13 protein-coding genes are annotated in these 17365 nt (G+C 71.2%); 8 read left to right on the forward strand and 5 right to left on the reverse strand.

Features of this window, described 5'->3' with window-relative positions; translation table 11 throughout:
- Positions 1 to 978, reverse strand: a 978-nt coding sequence (locus KN815_RS05405) for an AfsR/SARP family transcriptional regulator (protein WP_253208778.1), incomplete at its 3' end; no start/stop codon positions are given.
- 274 nt (positions 979 to 1252) lie between these two features.
- Between KN815_RS05405 and KN815_RS05410 the strand changes: the two genes are divergently transcribed.
- The gene (locus tag KN815_RS05410; RefSeq protein WP_059148544.1) at positions 1253 to 1447 is read left to right on the forward strand and encodes a hypothetical protein; all 195 of its coding nucleotides are present in this window, start codon (positions 1253 to 1255) and stop codon (positions 1445 to 1447) included.
- Positions 1448 to 1686: 239 nt separating this feature from the next.
- On the opposite strand, the gene KN815_RS05415 is transcribed toward KN815_RS05410, so the two are convergent.
- Complete coding sequence (locus KN815_RS05415; protein ID WP_216340591.1) at positions 1687 to 3135, reverse strand: cation:dicarboxylate symporter family transporter; 1449 nt, start codon at positions 3133 to 3135, stop codon at positions 1687 to 1689.
- A 164-nt stretch (positions 3136 to 3299) separates the two neighbouring features.
- Here KN815_RS05415 and KN815_RS05420 point away from each other — a divergent pair, with 164 nt between their 5' ends.
- Both KN815_RS05420 and KN815_RS05425 read left to right on the forward strand, forming a co-directional pair.
- A complete protein-coding gene (locus tag KN815_RS05420; protein WP_216340592.1) occupies positions 3300 to 4922 on the forward strand; it encodes a sensor histidine kinase in 1623 nt (540 codons plus the stop codon).
- Between the two features lie 429 nt (positions 4923 to 5351).
- A complete protein-coding gene (locus tag KN815_RS05425; RefSeq protein ID WP_216340593.1) occupies positions 5352 to 6059 on the forward strand; it encodes a response regulator in 708 nt (235 codons plus the stop codon).
- Between the two features lie 155 nt (positions 6060 to 6214).
- Here the strand turns inward: KN815_RS05425 and KN815_RS05430 are convergent, their stop codons facing one another.
- Positions 6215 to 6931, reverse strand: coding sequence for a DUF3159 domain-containing protein (locus KN815_RS05430; protein ID WP_253208779.1), 717 nt, complete (start codon positions 6929 to 6931; stop codon positions 6215 to 6217).
- Between the two features lie 391 nt (positions 6932 to 7322).
- Between KN815_RS05430 and KN815_RS05435 the strand changes: the two genes are divergently transcribed.
- The 4 genes from KN815_RS05435 to KN815_RS05450 all read left to right on the forward strand — a co-directional run bounded on the left by KN815_RS05435 (position 7323) and on the right by KN815_RS05450 (position 11837).
- Complete coding sequence (locus KN815_RS05435; RefSeq protein WP_216340595.1) at positions 7323 to 8081, forward strand: helix-turn-helix domain-containing protein; 759 nt, start codon at positions 7323 to 7325, stop codon at positions 8079 to 8081.
- 214 nt (positions 8082 to 8295) lie between these two features.
- On the forward strand, positions 8296 to 9312 hold the full coding sequence (locus tag KN815_RS05440; protein ID WP_216340596.1) for a chitinase: 1017 nt from the start codon (positions 8296 to 8298) through the stop codon (positions 9310 to 9312).
- 218 nt (positions 9313 to 9530) lie between these two features.
- Positions 9531 to 10907, forward strand: a complete 1377-nt coding sequence (locus KN815_RS05445; protein WP_216340597.1) for an ABC transporter substrate-binding protein — start codon at positions 9531 to 9533, stop codon at positions 10905 to 10907.
- Between the two features lie 12 nt (positions 10908 to 10919).
- Positions 10920 to 11837 carry a carbohydrate ABC transporter permease gene (locus KN815_RS05450; RefSeq protein WP_216340598.1) on the forward strand — a complete coding sequence of 306 codons (918 nt, stop codon included), beginning with the start codon at positions 10920 to 10922 and terminating at the stop codon, positions 11835 to 11837.
- Positions 11838 to 12086: 249 nt separating this feature from the next.
- On the opposite strand, the gene KN815_RS05455 is transcribed toward KN815_RS05450, so the two are convergent.
- The gene (locus tag KN815_RS05455; protein WP_216340599.1) at positions 12087 to 12896 is read right to left on the reverse strand and encodes a TetR/AcrR family transcriptional regulator; all 810 of its coding nucleotides are present in this window, start codon (positions 12894 to 12896) and stop codon (positions 12087 to 12089) included.
- Positions 12897 to 12983: 87 nt separating this feature from the next.
- Between KN815_RS05455 and KN815_RS05460 the strand changes: the two genes are divergently transcribed.
- Complete coding sequence (locus tag KN815_RS05460) at positions 12984 to 13889, forward strand: NmrA family NAD(P)-binding protein (protein ID WP_216340600.1); 906 nt, start codon at positions 12984 to 12986, stop codon at positions 13887 to 13889.
- A gap of 50 nt (positions 13890 to 13939) precedes the next feature.
- Here KN815_RS05460 and KN815_RS05465 read toward each other — a convergent pair whose 3' ends face one another.
- Complete coding sequence (locus KN815_RS05465; protein ID WP_253208780.1) at positions 13940 to 17365, reverse strand: S8 family serine peptidase; 3426 nt, start codon at positions 17363 to 17365, stop codon at positions 13940 to 13942.

Genomic DNA, 17365 nt, shown 5'->3' on the forward strand with positions numbered 1-17365 from the left:
CTCCACGGCGGGGGCCGGGACGGGCGCCGCGTCGGATGGCGGCGCTGCCGCGGGAGCGCTGCCGTACGATCCGGGCGGCCCGGAGGCGTCCCCGGACCGGCCATCACGCCCATCCCGGCCGTCCCGGCCCTCCCGAATGTCCCGGTCCTCCCGGCTGTCCCGGCTGTCCTCGAGTGCCTCCCGGTGGAGCCGCTGAAGCTCGTCGCCGGGCTCGATGCCCAGCTCCTCCACATACCTCCGGCGGGTGGAGCGGAACAGCCCGAGGGCGTCGGCCCGCCTGCCGCCGCGCCGTAGCGCCTCCATCAGCAGCGCCACCGAGCGCTCCCGCAAAGGGTGTTCGGCCACCAGCGCGGACAGCTCCGTGGCGGCCTCGTGGTGCCGTCCGGAGCGCAGATCGATCGCGGCCAGCTCCTCGACCGCCGTACGCCGCTCCTCCTCCAGCCCGGCGCCCAGGGTGTCGGGGAGCCAGCCGCCCGCGACATCCGCCAGCGCGGGCCCGCGCCACAACTGGAGCGCGGTGTACAGCAGTTCCCCGGCCCGGTCCTCGGGGCCGTCGGCGAATCCGGCAGCTCCGGTGGCCGACCCGGCGGCCCGGGCGACCGACCCGCCGTCCCCGCCGGCCCGGGCGACCGCCCCGCCGTCCCCGCCGGCCTTGGGGCCCTCCCGCGCGGCCCGCACCAGATCGCGGAACCGGTGAAGATCGACCTGCTCACGGGCGACGGTCAGGGCATAGCCCTTCGCCGATGTCGTCAACTCGGCCCCGGGCAAGGCCGAAAGGATCCGCCGCAGCTTGGAGATCTGCACCTGTACGGCGTTTCGCGCGGACCCCGGCGGGTCCTCGCCCCATACTGCCAACACCAGCCTGTCGACGGAGACCACGCGGCCGGAGGCCATCAGCAGCATCGCCAGAACGGACCGCTGCTGCGCGGCGGTCGGCCCCAGGAGACGCTCGCCCTGCCATATTCCGACCGGTCCCAACAGGCGAAACTCGGTCCCATCCACACACTGCCCCCGTTGGTACCAGAGAATTCACTGTGACCATGTGGAAGCCTACCCACGGGTTCGGGTCAGCGAGGCATCAGCGAGATATCAGCGGCTCGTAGCACCCTACGGTCATCGAGGGCCCCATGGGCACCAGAAGCTCACCCGGTCACCGCGGCGGCGGCGACCGAACCGGAAGTGTCCGGTCCGGGGCCCTCATCCACCAATGAACGGGGGACAGCATGGCAGTGAGGTGCCGAGGTGGCGGCTCATGACCACCGCTGAAGGAACACGAAGCACACCTCGGATCGGCGAACTCGTCTACGACCTCGAACGCGAGGCCATGGGCCGCGTCGCCTACGTCGACACCGGCGGCAACATCGCCTGGGTCAAACCCCTCCACGAGGGCCCCGAATGGACGGCCCTCCCGGAACAGCTACGCCGCGCGCCGGACGGCGAGCGATAAGGCGCCTTCGGCGCCGGAAGGACCGCCGGAAGGACCGCCGAAAGGCAGTGGCGGCGTAGCCAATGGCGGCGTCTCGCGTCTTCCAACGGGGGGAAGACGCGGGGCGCCATTCGCCGTGCGCGCGATGCGTGTGTGCGCGACGCGTGCGCGCGACGTATGCGTGCGCGACGTATACGCCCGTGAAACGCCCGCGGCCCTGCCCCGATTCAGGAGGGCAGGGCCGCGGCGCGCGCAAGGTGTCAGGCGGGCACGTGCTCCTTCGCCGTGTCACCGTCACGCCGCTCGGGGAGGGACTTGCCCTCGGCTCCCTCGGCCCCGTCGGAGTCGTCCGCGGCCGGGCCGTGGCCGCCGCCGTGGCGCGCGAAGCCCTCGGCGTCGAACGGCAGCCGTCCGGCGAGGACTTCGTTCATCCGCTCCTTGTCGATCTCCTTGGTCCAGGTGCCGACCAGGACGGTCGCGACCGCGTTGCCCGCGAAGTTGGTGAGGGCGCGGGCCTCGCTCATGAAGCGGTCGATGCCGACGATGAGGCCGACGCCGTCGACCAGTTCGGGCCGGTGCGACTGGAGACCGCCCGCCAGCGTCGCCATGCCCGCGCCGGTGACACCGGCGGCGCCCTTCGACGCGACGATCATGAAGAGGAGGAGGGATATCTGCTGGCCTATGGAGAGCGGGTCGCCCATGGCCTCGGCGATGAACAGCGAGGCCATCGTGAGGTAGATGGCGGTGCCGTCCAGGTTGAAGGAGTATCCGGTGGGGACGGTGATACCGGCCACCGGCTTGCTGACGCCCGCGTGCTCCATCTTCGCGATGAGCAGCGGCAGCGCCGACTCGGAGGACGAGGTCGACAGGATCAGCAGGAACTCCCGCGCCAGGTACTTCAGCAGCAGGAAGATGTTCACGCCCGCGACCAGCCGCAGGATCGTCCCGAGGACGATGAACACGAACAGCGCGCAGGTCACATAGAAGCCGATCATGATGACCGCGAGCGCCTTGAGCGCGTCCAGACCGGTCTCGCCGACCACGGCGGCCATCGCGCCGAAGGCGCCCACCGGGGCGGCCCACATGACCATCGACAGCAGCTTGAAGACGAGCTGCTGTATGTGGCCTATGCCGCGCAGCACCGGCTCGCCCGCCTTGCCCATCGCCTGGAGGGCGAAGCCCGCGAGCAGGGCCACGAACAGGGTCTGGAGCACCTCGCCCGCGGTGAAGGCGGAGACCAGCGTCTTCGGGATGATGCCGAGCAGGAAGTCCGCCGTCGACTCGGAGGCGCCCTCGGCCTGGCTCTGCCCGGCCTGGGCCGCGTCATGGCTCATGTGCAGGCCGCTGCCCGGCTCCAGGAAGTTGCCGACGACCAGGCCGATGGCGAGTGCCACGGTCGACATCAGCATGAAGTAGCCGAGCGCGAGACCGCCGACCGCGCCGACCTTCGCGGCCTTGCGCACCGAGCCGACCCCGAGCACGATCGTGCAGAAGATGATCGGCGAGATCAGCATCTTGATGAGGTTGACGAAGCCTTCGCCGATGGGCTTGAGCTCCACCGCCGTATCGGGGGCCGCGAAGCCCACCAGGATGCCGAGCGCCACCGCGCCGATGACGGCGAGGTAGAGGTAGTGAATCCTTTCCTTCTTCGGCTTCGTCCCATCCGGTTCCGTACGCCCGGATGCGGGCGGCGTGGTGTCCGCAGCCACGGTGCTGCCTCCTTCTGATCTGCCGTCCAACTGTCCCGGCGCTGTACTGTGTGCGGCTCGCACACCGCCTTGAACGGTCCCGGCGACTATGCCCCAACGCTGTGATGGGGGTCACCCTTCCGTTCATTTCGTTCATACAAAGATGCGTGTGCAGACTGATGGCCATGCGCATCCCCCACCCCCGGAGCCTGGCCGGCCAGCTCTTCGCGATGCAGGTCGTGCTGGTCGCCGCCCTGGTGGCCGGATGTGCCGTCTTCGCCTACGTCACCGACCGCGAGCAGGCGGTGGTGGCCGCGCGGCAGCGCGCGACGGCCGCCGCGGTGGCCGTCGCCGACTCCCCCTCGGTCGCCGAGGCGGCACGGTCCAAGGACCCCACCGCCCGGCTCCAGCCGTATGCGGAGAAGGTGCGCCGGGACACGAACGTCACCTTCGTCACGATCATGGATACCCACGGTGTGCGCTGGGCGCACCCCGATCCGCGCCAGATCGGCGCCACCTATCTCGGCCATATCAAGCCCGCGCTGCGCGGCCGGATCTTCGCCGAGACATACACCGGCACCCTCGGCTCCTCCGTGCGCGTGGTCGCCCCGGTGCGCGACGACCGCGCCGGCGGCCGGATCACCGCGCTGGTCAGCGCGGGTATCACCGTGGACACGATCAGCGCCCAGGTGCGCCGCCAGTTGCTCGCGCTGCTCGGTGTGGCCGCCGCCGCGCTCGCGCTCGGCGGCCTGTGCGCGTATGTCATCAACGCCCGGCTGCGCCGCCATACGCACGGCATGAACGCGGACGAGCTGAGCCGGATGCACGACTACCACCAGGCCGCGCTGCACGGCGTGCGCGAGGGGCTGCTGATGCTCGACGGCGGGCGGCGGATCGCGCTGATCAACGACGGCGGGCGGGAGCTGCTCGGCCTGCCCGAGGACTCCGTCGGCCGCTACGTCTCGGACCTGGGCCTGCCGCCCGCGCTGACCGGCGCCCTGCTGGCCACCGAGCCGCGCGTGGACGAACTGCATCTGACCGCGGAACGGGTCGTGGTCGTCAACACCTCCCCGGTGAGCAGCGGCGAACAGCGCGGCACGGTGGTCACCCTGCGCGACCACACCGAGCTCCAGGCGCTCTCCGGCGAGCTGGACTCGGTGCGCGGCTTCGCGGAGGCGCTGCGCTCCCAGGCCCATGAGGCCGCGAATCGGCTGCATGCCGTCGTCTCGCTGATCGAACTGGGCCGGGAGGACGAGGCGGTCGACTTCGCCACCGCCGAGCTGGAGCTGGCCCAGGCGCTCACCGACCAGGTGGTGGGCGCGGTCGCCGAACCGGTGCTGGCCGCGCTGCTGCTGGGCAAGGCGGCCCAGGCCAGCGAGCGCGGCGTCGAGCTCGTCCTCGCCCCCGACAGCCGCATCGACGACGGCGTCCTCCCGCCCGGCCTGCCCGCCCGCGACCTGGTGACCATCCTCGGCAACCTCATCGACAACGCCACGGACGCGGCCGCCGAGGGCGTCGGCCACGGCGGTGCCCCCCGCAGCGCCCGCGTCACGGTCACCGCCCGCGCGGACGGCGGCGAGCTGACGCTGCGCGTCGCGGACACCGGTGCGGGGCTGGACCCGGCGGCGGCCGAGGAGGTCTTCCGCCGCGGCTGGAGCACGAAATCCCAGGGCCGCGGCCTGGGACTGGCCCTGGTCCGCCAGGCCGCCCGCCGCAACGCGGGCACGGTGAAGATATCGGCCGCCCCGGACGGCGGCGCCGAATTCACCATCCGCCTGCCGCTGGCAACCCCGACCACGACGCCGTGACACGGCCCCACGCAGCCCACGGGCCAACCGGCCCGCGCCCGGCCCGGGACGGCCCCGGCCGGACGGGCACCCGCCCATCCCGGCATAGCAGCAGGGTGCGCCGCACCCACGGCCCCCCTCTCACGCACACCGCAGCCACATCCCGCCACGGCGCGTCGACACCCGCCGGAGGGCCCGGGCACGGATCGGCCTCGAGCGCGGCGCAGCCCGCCGCCCCGCCCGTGGCCAGGGGCCATATTCAGCCGCGAGCGGGCAGGGAACCTGGTCGACAAGCGCCCCAGCACAAGCGGTAGGGGAATCGTCACCGTAGGGATCTGGCCACTCGCGGTTACCCTCCGTAAATTGGAGCCCTAAGCATTCCGCGCGCACCGCGCCCCGCCCCGCACCCCGCACCTCGCACCTCGCACCTCGTCCGAGAGGAATCCGTTCATGAGCCCGCCGCAGGCGAAACCGGGGGATCCGGCGCCGATCCGGGTTCTCGTCGTCGAAGACGACCCCGTCGCGGCGGACGCGCACCGGATGTACGTCGACCGCGTCCCCGGCTTCGCCGTCGTCGGGGCCGCGCGGAGCGGCGGGGACGCGCAGCGGCTGCTGGAGCGGACGCCCGCCGATCTGCTGCTGCTGGACCTCTACCTCCCCGACGGGCACGGCCTCCAGCTCGTACGGGCGCTGCGCGCGGCCGGGAACGGGGCGGATGTGATCGCGGTCACCTCGGCCCGGGACCTGGCGATGGTCCGCGACGGGGTCTCCCTCGGGGTCGTGCAGTACGTGCTGAAACCGTTCACCTTCTCCACCCTCCGGGACCGTCTCCTCCGGTACGCCGAGTTCCGGGCGACCGCGGGCGAGGCCAGCGGGCAGGACGAGGTGGACCGCGCACTGGCCGCGCTGCGGGCGCCGCAGCCCGCCGCGATGCCCAAGGGGCTGACCCAGGCGACCCTGCACGCGGTCACGGAGGCGCTGCGCGGCGCGGAGGAGGGCATCTCGGCCGCGGCCACCGCCGAGACGGTGGGAATCTCCCGGATCACCGCCCGCCGCTATCTGGAACACCTGGTGGAGGCGGGACGCGCCGCCCGCGCCCCGCACTACGGCCAGATCGGCCGCCCCGAACTGCTGTACCGCTGGCTCAGCGAGCACTGAGCGATGCTCCTTGTGCGTCACCGGGTTCTCGGCGTCGGCCACTGCCGCGGCGATCACGGGGATCTTCCTCATGGGCTCCTGAGGGAGTGGCATACGGCCGGTCCCGCACGCGGACCGGTCGGTCCAGTCATCGGCCGGTTCAGTTGTCGGCCGGTTCAGTCGTCGTTCGGCTGAACGAGTCGCTTGGTCGAGCGGCGGAACGCCCAGAGGACGACCAGCAGCGCCAGCGCGAACAGCGGCGTGCCCATACCGACCTTGGCGAAGGCCAGCCAGCCCGTGGAGTCGTTCTCGTAGAGCCACTGCTGTACGGCGAACCGGGCCCCGAAGAGCGCGGTCAGGATGGTGGTGGCGATGTCGTGGGCCAGCAGGCTGGGGCGGTCGCTTCGCCATGGGTGGCGGTTGCCGTGCAGCGCGTTCCACGCCAGGCCGGTGACCGGCCTGCGGGCCAGCAGCGAGGCCAGGAAGAGCACCGCGCCCGCGAAACTGGTCCAGATTCCGATCAGGAAGAAGCCGCCCGCCGAGCCGGTCCACGCCGCGATGCCGCCGGCGGCCGCGACGCCGAAGAGACCGCCGGACGCCGCGCTGAACGGTTCCTTCCGCGCCATCCGCCACACGGTGAGCGCCAAGGCCACCGCGAGCGCGATGCCAATCGCGAGGGGCAGCCCGAGGGCGGCGTTGGCCGTGACGAACGCCGTGATCGGGATCGCCGTGTACACCATCCCCTTGGTACCGCCGAGTTGGGCGAGCAGCTTGTCGTGTGCCTGGCCGGTGGACGGCTCCTCGTGCGCCCGGCTGGTGAACGGTTTCCCGTCCGCCTGGCTCTGTGCCCCGGGCTCGACCGGTGTCCGCTCGGCGCGGTCGTTCTCGGTCATGGCGTCTCCCCGGCTGTCGTGGGTACGTGTGGGATGGTCTGTCGTCGTCATGGCGTCCTCCAGGTGACGTACGAGAGTGCGGGCGGGCGGCGATGAGCGGTCGGCGATGGGCGGTCGGCGATGGGCGGTAAGCGGCGGGCGGAACCCGGTCGTAGATCCGTGCCGTCGGTGCGCGGAAAACCATGGAAAACTGTGCCGCCGCGGCACACTCAAGCCGCCTGGAATGCGACGCGGGTCACTGCCCGGTGGGGTGGCCGGGGGCGCACTGGGCGTGCGCCCGGTCGCGCTTGACCATGCCGCGGCGGCATGGTTTCGGATGACATGAGTCGGGGCGGCCGGCCGATACCCGAGCAGCCGCCGATACCCGAGCAGCCGGAACGGAGTACGGGCCATGGCATGGAGCACTCGTGAGATCGCCGAACTGGCGGGCACAAGCCTGCGAGCGGTGCGGCACTACCACGAGGTCGGCCTGCTCGACGAGCCGGTGCGCCGCGCCAACGGCTACAAGCAGTACGGCGTCGCCCATCTCGTCCGGCTGCTGCGCATCAAGCGCCTGGTCGACCTGGGGTTCTCGCTGTCCCAGATCGCCGAGATGGGCGACGCCGACGATCATCCGGAGGAAGCCTTGCGCGCGCTTGACGCCGAACTCGCCGCCACCATCGAACGGTTGCAACGGGCCAGGATGGAACTCGGCTTCATACTGAAGAAGTCGGTTCCGACCGACCTGCCGCCGGAGTTCGCCACGGCCGCGGTCGACGCTCCCATGGCCGACGCGGAACGCTCGTTCGTCACCGTGATGAGCAGGGTGCTCGGCCCGAAGGGCACCGCGGCCTACGCCGACCTGATGCGAAAGCCCGTCCAGGACGATCCCGCCTGCGACGCCTTCGCACAACTGCCCGCCGACGCCGACGAGCGGACCCGCGCCGAGGTGGCCGAAGCCCTGGTCGCCTACGTGCTGGAGCTGTGGCGGCAGAACCCGGGGCTGAGCACACTGTCCGCCGACGCTCCGCGCGGCGTGAAGTACGCGAAGAAGACCGTCGTCAGCGCCTTCCAGGAGATCTACAACGAAGCCCAGGCGGACGTCCTGGGCCGGCTTGGCGTCCTGCTGGCCGAAGCGCGACGCACCCCGGCCTCGCGACCGGCGGACTGACGGCCCGCTGGTAAGACGAAAATTCCCCGGCCCGGCCCGGCACCCCCCCCAGTCCTGGGTGCCGGGAAGCGCCGCGCGGCCGGGCCTCGCCCAATAGGAAAGTTTCCTATCCGACATCTTGTCGCGGCCATGCCGCCTCGCTAGGTTCAGCCTCGCCAGATCGCGCCTCGCCAGACCCCCCTCCAACCCCCCACCCCAGGAGGCTCCGTCAGCCATGCCTCGTTCCCGGCATCACCGCAGACTCGCCCTCGCCGCCGCCGTCGGCATGCTCGCCGCGGGCGTCACCACGGCGGCCACCGCGCAAGCGGCGCCGCAGCACACCGCCACCGCCGCCACCGCCGCCGCACCCAGCGGCCTCAACGGCCCCTACCTCTACCTCGGTTGGGGCTCCCCGCCCAAGGCCACGGACGTCATGTCGGCGACCGGCACCACTCAGTTCACGATGGCGTTCATGCTCTCCGACGGCGGCTGCAACCCCAAGTGGGACGGCTCCCGCGGGCTCACCGGCGGCAACGACCAGTCGACGATCAACTCCATCCGCTCGGCGGGCGGCGATGTCACCGTCTCCTTCGGCGGCTGGAGCGGTAACAAGCTGGGCGAGAAGTGTTCCTCCGCCTCCGCACTCGCCGGCGCGTACCAGAAGGTCATCGACGCCTACAAGCTCAAGTCGATCGACATCGACATCGAAGCGAGCGAGTTCGAGAACGCGACGGTCCGCCAGCGCGTGGTCGACGCGCTCAAGACGGTCAAGCAGAAGAACAGCGGCATCAAGGTGTACGTCACCTTCGGCACCACCACCTCCGGCCCCGACTCCAATGGCAAGGACCTGGTCAAGCGTGGCGCCGCCGCCGGGCTCGACGTGGACGGCTGGGCGGTCATGCCGTTCGACTTCGGCCAGGGCTCCATCGATATGGCGGGGGCCACCAAGTCGGCGGTGGACGGTCTGAAGAACACCGTGGCGAGCGCGTACGGGCTCTCCTCCGACGCCGCCTACCGCAAGGTCGGCTTCTCCTCGATGAACGGCAAGACCGACGTCGCGGGCGAGACCATATCCCTGAACAACTTCAAGGACATGGTGTCCTACGCCAAGAGCCACCACCTGGCCCGCGTCAGCTTCTGGTCGCTCAACCGCGACCGCAAGTGCGGCTCCGGCACGGACGGCGACGCGTGCAGCGGGATCGACCAGGGCACATACGACTTCACCAAGGTGCTCGCGGGGTACAACGGCTGAGTCCGGCTGCCACCGGCTGAGCCGCGCCCCCGTGCGCCCGGGGGGGGTACGCCCCCCGTACGCCCGGGGTGTACGAGGACGTACAAGGGCGCACGCCCCCGTACCCCCGCGGCGGCGTTCGATCAAGTGACGATCCAGGTCACGGGGATTGACCTTCCGTTGAAGCCGACCTTACGGTCAGCGCGCAGCCCACAGAGGCCAGCAAGGAGGTCGTGCCCGTGCGCCCCACCGCCCCACTGATCCTCGCCGCCACCCTCGCCGCCACCGCAGGACTCACATCCTGCGGTGGCGGTTCGGGCAGCGACCCGGACACCGTCAAGGTCGTCTACAACCGCTCCACGGACAACAAGATCCGCTTCAAGGACAACCATCTGGCCGAGGTGAAGAAGCAGTTCGAGAAGGCCAACCCCGGCAAGAAGGTCAAGCTGGTCCCGATCCAGGCGCAGGACAACGACTACGCCACCAAGGTCCAGCAGATGATGCGGTCCCCCAAGACCGCCCCCGACTTGGTCTACGAGGACACCTTCCGGATCAACTCGGACATCAAGGCGGGCTATCTGCGCCCCCTCGACGACTATCTGGCCAAGTGGAAGAGCTGGGACCAGTTCGTCGACACCGCGAAGGCGGCGGCCAAGGCCGAGGACGGCAAGACGTACGGCGTCCCGGACGGCACCGACACCCGTGGCCTGTGGTTCAACAAGAAGATCTTTGCCAAGGCCGGGCTGCCGGCCGACTGGTCGCCCAAGAACTGGGACGACATCCTCAAGGCGGCGCGCACGATCAAGCAGAAGGTCCCCGGCGTCATCCCGCTCAACACCTACACCGGCAAGGCCCCGGGCGAGACCTCCGTCATGCAGAGCTTCGAGATGCTGCTGTACGGCACGGGCGAGGCGGGCGGGAACCCCCTCTACGACCCCGGCGCCAAGAAGTGGGTCACCGGCGGCAAGGGCTTCCAGGACGCGCTGGGCTTCCTTCGGACCGTCTACTCCGAGAAGCTCGGCCCGGACATCTCCGACGCCCTCGACCCCAACGTCGGCACCACCGTCTACAGCGAATGGCTCCCCCAGGGCAAGCTGGCCATCGCCCTCGACGGCTCCTGGCTGGGCCAGAACTGGCTGAAGACCGGCGGCAAGCCGTGGCCCGAGTGGTCCAAGACCCTCGGCCAGGCCCCGATGCCCACCCAGAACGGGCAGGCGCCCGGCCAGGTCAGCATGTCCGGCGGCTGGACGTGGGCGATCACCGCGAAGTCCAAGAACCCCGATCTGGCCTGGAAGTTCGTCCAGCAGCTCCAGACCAAGGACAACGCGGTCACCTGGGACATCGTCGACGCCCAGATCGCGGTCCGCAAGGACGTCGCGCAGGACCCGAAGTACACCTCCTCGATGCCCGGGATCACCTTCTTCACGGGGCTGGTGAAGTACACCCACTACCGCCCCACCACCCCCGTCTACCCCCAGGTGTCCACGGCGATCGGTGAGGCCATGGAGGCGGCGACGGCCGGTGGCTCCTCCCCGGAGAAGGCCGCGAAGTCCTACGACGACCAGCTCAAATCCATCGCCGACGGCGCCACGGTGGCGGCGAGCGGCCAGGGCTGAGGGCCGCCCCCGATGGCAACCGCGACCAAAGTGGCGGCGGCCCCGACGGACACCCCGGCCCGCCCGGGCCCCCGTCGCGGCCGCCCCCTGCGCTGGCTTCCGCTCGCCCCCGCCACCGTCATGCTGCTGCTCTTCCTCGGTGGCCCCATCGCGTACTGCGTCTATATCGCCTTCACCAATATGCAGCTCACGGGCGCGTCCTCCACGGACTTCGTGGGGCTGGACAACTTCCAGCGCGCCTTCGGGGACGACGACTTCCGCAACGCCGTCGTCCTCACCCTCGTCTTCACCCTGCTCTCCTCCCTCGTCGGCCAGAACACCCTGGGCCTGGCCCTCGCCGCCCTGATGCAGCGCGCCTCCCGGCCGGTGCGGACACTGACCGGCGCGATCGTCATCGCCGCCTGGGTCGTCCCCGAGATCGTGGCGGGCTTCCTGCTGTACGCGTTCTTCCGCCGCGAGGGCACGCTCAACGCACTGCTGGACTGGCTGGGCCTGCCGTCCCAGAACTGGCTCTACACCCTGCCCATCCTCGCCGTGTCCTTCGCCAACGTCTGGCGCGGCACGGCCTTCTCGATGCTCGTCTACTCCGCCGCCCTGTCCGAGATCCCCAAGGAGATCACCGAGGCGGCTGAGGTCGACGGCGCGGGTGGGCTGAGCCGCTTCTGGCACATCACCCTGCCGATGATCCGCCGCTCCATCGGCACCAATCTGATGCTGAACACCTTGCAGACGCTGTCGGTGTTCGGCCTCATCTGGGCGATGACCCGGGGCGGCCCGGGAAACCGCAGCCAGACGCTGCCGGTCTTCATGTACGACCAGGCGTTCAACAAATCCCTCATCGGCTACGGCACGGCGGTGGCACTGCTGTTGCTGCTGGTGGGGGCGCTGTTCTCGGTGGTGTATCTGCGGCTGATGCGCGAGGAGGTCTGAGCCGCGCCCCTCTGAACTCCGCCCCGGGGGCCGCGAGCGCGGCCCCCGTCAGCACCACCGCGACCAGCAGGGCGCACACCGCCACCGAGGCGCTCGCCGACGGTCCGGCGCCCGACCCCGGGCTGGTGCCCGACCTCGGGCTGATGTCCCTGTCTGAGATCACACCCTCAACTGTCCGCGCGGACGGCCACGTTCCCATGACGTACGTCACCCTGCCGCCCCCGCGTCCGGTCGGCCGCGGGCAGGCGGTCAGCCGCTGGTGCGCGTGCGCCGCCGGTGGGCCTTCTGCCTGCACGCCGCCCCGCAGAACCGCGCGGGGCGCCCCGCGCGGCCGGTGCGGTCGCCGGGCAGCGTCTCACCGCACATCTCGCACCGACCGATTTCGTCACGCGGACCGGTGACTCCGGTGCCGACCTCCGCCATTCCGTTACGGAATTTCGTTACGGTCTGTTCCGCCCGCAATCCGTCGCACATCACCGCCGTCAGCACCCCGGGCCCGGGGCCGCGCCCCTGCTCCATGGCCGCGCACCCCGCCACCAGCGCCTGTACGTCCGCCGCCGCGACATCCGCCCTGACCGCTCCGGCCTCCTGGGCGCGCCGGAGCAGCACACTCAGCACCTCACCGAACTCGCGCCTGGCACCGGCCGCCACCGCGTCGGGCGCACGGCCGGGTGCCTCCCGGGCGAATGCCTCGCACAGCGCACGGTTGAGCGACGCCTCCTTGACCACGCGCTCCAGGAAGCCGAAGAACGCCGCCCCCGGGTCCTCGGCCACGGCCAACGCCCGCCCCTCGGCGACGAACCCGTCCACGCTGTCGGCGATCACCGCCCCGAAAAGGTCCTCTTTGGAGGGGAAGTGGCGGTACACCGTCCCGGCGCCCACCCCGGCCCGCTCGGCGATGGTGCCGAGCGGCGCCATGCCGCCCTCCGCCGCGAACGAGGCCCTGGCGGCGGCCAGCACCCGCGCCCTGTTCCGCCGCGCGTCGGCCCGCGAGGGCTGCTCGCCCGAGGGCGGCCCTTCGCCGCCTGCCGCGCCGTGCGCCGCTTCCCTCGCCGCCATCTCCGTCTCCCTGATTGACAACCGGGTCGCCCATTCCGGTACGTTAACCGGGTTACTCGTTCCGATTCTACTCGGGAGCCTTCCGCCATGACCCCCATGACGTCGAACCACATCATCCTGGTGACCGGCGCGACCGGTCAGCAGGGCGGCGCCACCGCGAGGCGACTGCTCGCCGACGGCCGCCACGTCCGCGCGCTCACCCGGGACACCACCAGCCCCGCGGCAGTCGCCCTCGCCTCGGCGGGCGCCGAACTGGTCGCGGGCGATCTGGACGACCGCGCCTCGCTCGACGCAGCCGCCCGCGGAGCCCACGGTGTCTTCAGCGTCCAGCCCACCCCCGGTATGCCGGGCCTGCCCACGGAATACGGACCGGACGACGAGGTGCGGCGGGGCAGGAACGTGGCGGACGCCGCGCGGTCCGCCGGGGCCCAACTCCTCGTCTACGCCTCCGCGTTCGGCGCCGACAATGACAGCGGGCTGTCGACGCTGGAGAGCAAGCGGCGCATCGAGGAGCACATCGACGCGATCGGCATGCCCGCGACCGTCCTGCGCCCCACGTCCTTCATGGAGAACCTCCTCCACCCCGTATGGGGTCTACGGGGCGGCGCCCTGGCCACCCCGTACAACCCGGACACCCGCCAGCAGTTCATCGCGCTGGCCGACATCGCGGCCTTCGCCGCCCTCGCCTTCGACGCCCCCGACCGCTTCCGCTCCCGCGCCTTCGACCTGGCGGGCGACACCCTCACCCCACCGGAGACCGCCGCCGCCATCACCCGGGCCACGGGCCAGGAGGTCCCGTACGTCCACATCCCCCTGGACGCCATACGCGCCCGGAGCGAGGAGGCGGCCCGCGGCATCCAGTCCCTCAACGACGGCATCTACCCCTTGGTCGACATCGAGCCCCTGCGCGCCCTCCACCCCGGCCTGCTCACCTTCGGAGACTGGCTGACCCACCATGGCGCGGCCCGCTTCAAAGCCCTGCTGAACACATAGCCGGGCGGCGGGGGTCGCCCGGTTCGGCGAGTTCGCTCCTGGCCGTTCGGTCAGGAGAGCAGATACGCCTTCAGGATCGTCACGGCGTACGTGTTGCCGTCGGTGTCGGTCAGGTCGGCCTTGAAGGAGACCGACGTGGCGTCCTTCGGGTGGGTCAGGTCCAGGCTCCGCTTGCCACCCGTGGTGGTCACCGGTGCTTTGGTCCAGGTCGCGCCCTCGTCGTAGGACACCCGCACCGCAAGCGACTTGAGGTGCGTGGCGGCCGGGCCCTGGAGGGAGAGCGGGACGGTGATCCGGCGGCCCGCCTTCGCTGTACTGGCCGTCGTCAGCTCCGGGTGGAAGCGAACGGTGGACAGGGGCAGGGACGCGGTCTCCGAGCCGTTCGGCTTCGCGGAGGTGAAGCTCCAGTCGGCGGTGAGACGGCTGGTGACACCGGCGACCTCGGCCGGGCGGGTCGCGTCCGTGTGGATCGTGTACGGCGCCGAGGTGGCGGGGAGGCCGTCGGCCGTCTGGCAGAGGTCGCCATCGTTGTCGAGCAGTTTCTTGCCGCCGGCGGTGACGGTCGTGTGCCGCTCGCTCACCCGGGAGGAACCGGCGTGGCCGCCGCCGTCGGCGAAACTCGGGACGCACATGTCGAGCGTGTCACCGGAGCGGCGCGCGGTGTGGTCCTTGTCCACCGCCGGGCTGAACACGCCGACGTTGTAGGTCGATTCGTACGTCCGGCCCGGCCGGTACGACGTCGGCCGCTCCTCGGGGTAGAACACATCGGTGTCGTCGTCCGCGGCGGGACCCTGCTGGCTGACGCCGACCGTCCAGGGGAAGCCCTCGGGCGTGGTGACGTACGTCTTCGCGGTCGCCGGGAGCGCGAACGGTGCGCTGGTCGCGCCCAGGGACAGCTCCGGGCCCCTCCACAGCGCGTTGAGGACACCCTTGCGGTCCGGGGCGGACGAGCCGATGCGCCGCTTCAGCAGGGCCAGTTCGCTCGCTTGGGCCGTGCGCCGGTAGCCGGTGGGGAAGCGGTCGGGCAGGTTGTAGAGCAGGTTGTAGGTGGTACTGCCCTTCTGCCACAGGCCGCCGATCTGCGTACTGAACTTCCCGGCGTCCGGGGACGGGCCCAGGGTCGCGGTGCGCAGCCCCTTGAAGGATTCGCCGAAGAACAGGGTGGCGTTGAGACCGCTGGGCACGCCCAGGCGGTAGTTCAGATAGCCGGTGGCCATCTTCGCGCTCTCCGGGGCGGTGACCTCGACCGGCTTCGTCTCGCGGGCGTCGAAGGTGATCGTGGTGTCCTTGGTGACCGCGAACTTCGGCCGGACGAGGAGCGAGGTGTCCGTGTCCTCGGACATCACCGTGTCCACCGCATAGTCGCCCCGGGGGATACGCAGCTTGTAGACGCCCTTCGAGGTCTCCTGGTGGTCCTCCAACGCGGTGGTCCAGTAGTCGGTGGTGTAACTCTTGATCTCGGTGAGCGGCGAACTGACGGGCATGCCCTGCCGGTCGAGGAACTTCAGGGTGACGTCGTACGCCTCGGCCTCGCGGATGACGCCGAAGGACGTCCGTACCTCCGTGCCGCCGCCCTGCGCGGTGGCGACCAGCGTGCCCGAATACGCGCCGTCCGGCCCCTCGGTGCGGGTGTCCGCGGTGAGGTCGACGCTCGCGGTGCCGCCCGCCGGGACGGTGAGTTGGCGTGCGCTGAGGCTGAAGAGACCGTCCGGGGCGGCCTTGCCCTCCGGGCCGGTCGCGGTGGCCGAGAGGTCCAGCGTGACGGGCTTCTCCCCGTGGTTGCGGTAGGTGATCCGCTTGGTGACCGGCTGGTCGTCGGTGTGCGGCCACATCTGCTTGCCGAAGGACACCGACGTCTGTTCGCCGACCACGCTCTGCGCGATCCCCCGGGCCACGTCGACCCGGCCGGTGCCCTGCTGGTACGCGTCGAGACCGGCGGTCGGCTTCGTGGCGGCGGTGAGCGCCTGCTTGATCCGCTGTCCGGTCCAGTCCGGGTGCTCCTGGGCCAGGATCGCGGCGGCGCCCGTGGCGTGCGGTGCCGCCATCGACGTACCGGACATGGCGACGTAGCCGTCCGCGGCCGGGTCCCCCATGTCGCCGTGCGCCGCCTTCGCCGAGACGATGTCCACGCCCGGGGCGGTGAGGTCCGGCTTCAGCGTGCTGTCGGCGGTCGGGCCGGTGCTGGAGAATCCGGCGATGCCGTCCTCGCCGTCGACGGCTCCGACGGTGAGCGCCGAGTCCGCCGCGCCGGGGGTGCTGATCGTTCCGGCCTTGGGGCCGTCGTTGCCCGCCGAGGCGACGGTGAGCAGGCCCTTGTGCTCCGAGAGGGAGTTGACGGCCGTCTCGACCGGGTCCTGCCCCGGGGTGTCCGACTGGCCCAGGCTGAGGTTGGCGACCTTGGCGCCTTGGTCGGCGGCCCACTCCAGGCCCGCGATGACGCTGGATTCGGTGCCCTCGCCGCTGTCGTTCAGCACTTTGGCGTTGAGGATCTCCGCGCCGGGCGCGACGCCCTTGTAGAGGCCACCGGACCGGGCGCCCGAGCCCGCCACCGTCGCCGCGACATGGGTGCCGTGACCGGACCTGTCGTCGGTACTCCCCGTTCCGGAGAAGTCCTTCGCCTCCGTCACCGCCTTTTCGAGGTCAGGGTGGGTGGTGTCGATGCCGGAGTCCACGACGGCGACCTTGACGCCCTTGCCGTCGTATCCGGCGTCCCAGGCGGTCGGCGCGCCGATCTGGGTGACGTTGTGGCTGACGTCCTTCGCCCCGGCCTTGGGCCTCGCCTGCCCCTTGAACCGGCCGTCCAGCCAGACACGGGCGATCCCCGGGGCCGCCGTGCGGGCGTGCCCGGTACCGGCGGTCGCGGTGAGGGCCTGCCAGGCGCTGTCGGCGTCGGCCTTGCGCACGCTGAGCGCGGCGCCACCCACGCTGGGCAGTTCGCGGCGTACGGTCACATCCGCCGCTGACAGCGCCGTCTTCGCCGCGTCCCTCTTCTTCGCGGCTTTCCCCTGGTACGACACGATCAGTGGCAGCGTCCCGCGACGGGCGTCGTCGTACCCGGCGCGCACGAGGCCGCTGACGTTGAACAGCCGCTTGTCCAGGGCGCCTTGGCCGATCAGGGCGGCGGCGTCGGACGGCAGGACGTAACTGTCGTCTCCGGAGCGGCGGACGGATACCGGGACGCCCTCGCGGCCGGGGGCGTGCTGGACGCCGATCACCTGGTTCTCGGCGTCCAGTCGGACCCGGTCCCCGGTGATCAGGGTGATGCTCCTGACCGGGGACCCGGTGCCGGACCCGGTGCTGGTGACGGCGCTCGCCGTCCGCGCGCCGAGGCCGGACCCGGGGGCCGCCGGCGCGGCCCCCATCATCACTCCCGCGACCAGGACAGCGGCCACGGCGGCCGTGGATGCCGTGGATGCCGTGGATGCCGTCGATGTGCTTTCGCGCACGCTCTTCGCCTCTTTCGCCTGTCGCTTCAC

The sequence above is a fragment of the Streptomyces niphimycinicus genome (assembly GCF_018883605.1).
In the GTDB taxonomy this organism is placed as follows: Bacteria; Actinomycetota; Actinomycetes; order Streptomycetales; family Streptomycetaceae; genus Streptomyces; species Streptomyces niphimycinicus.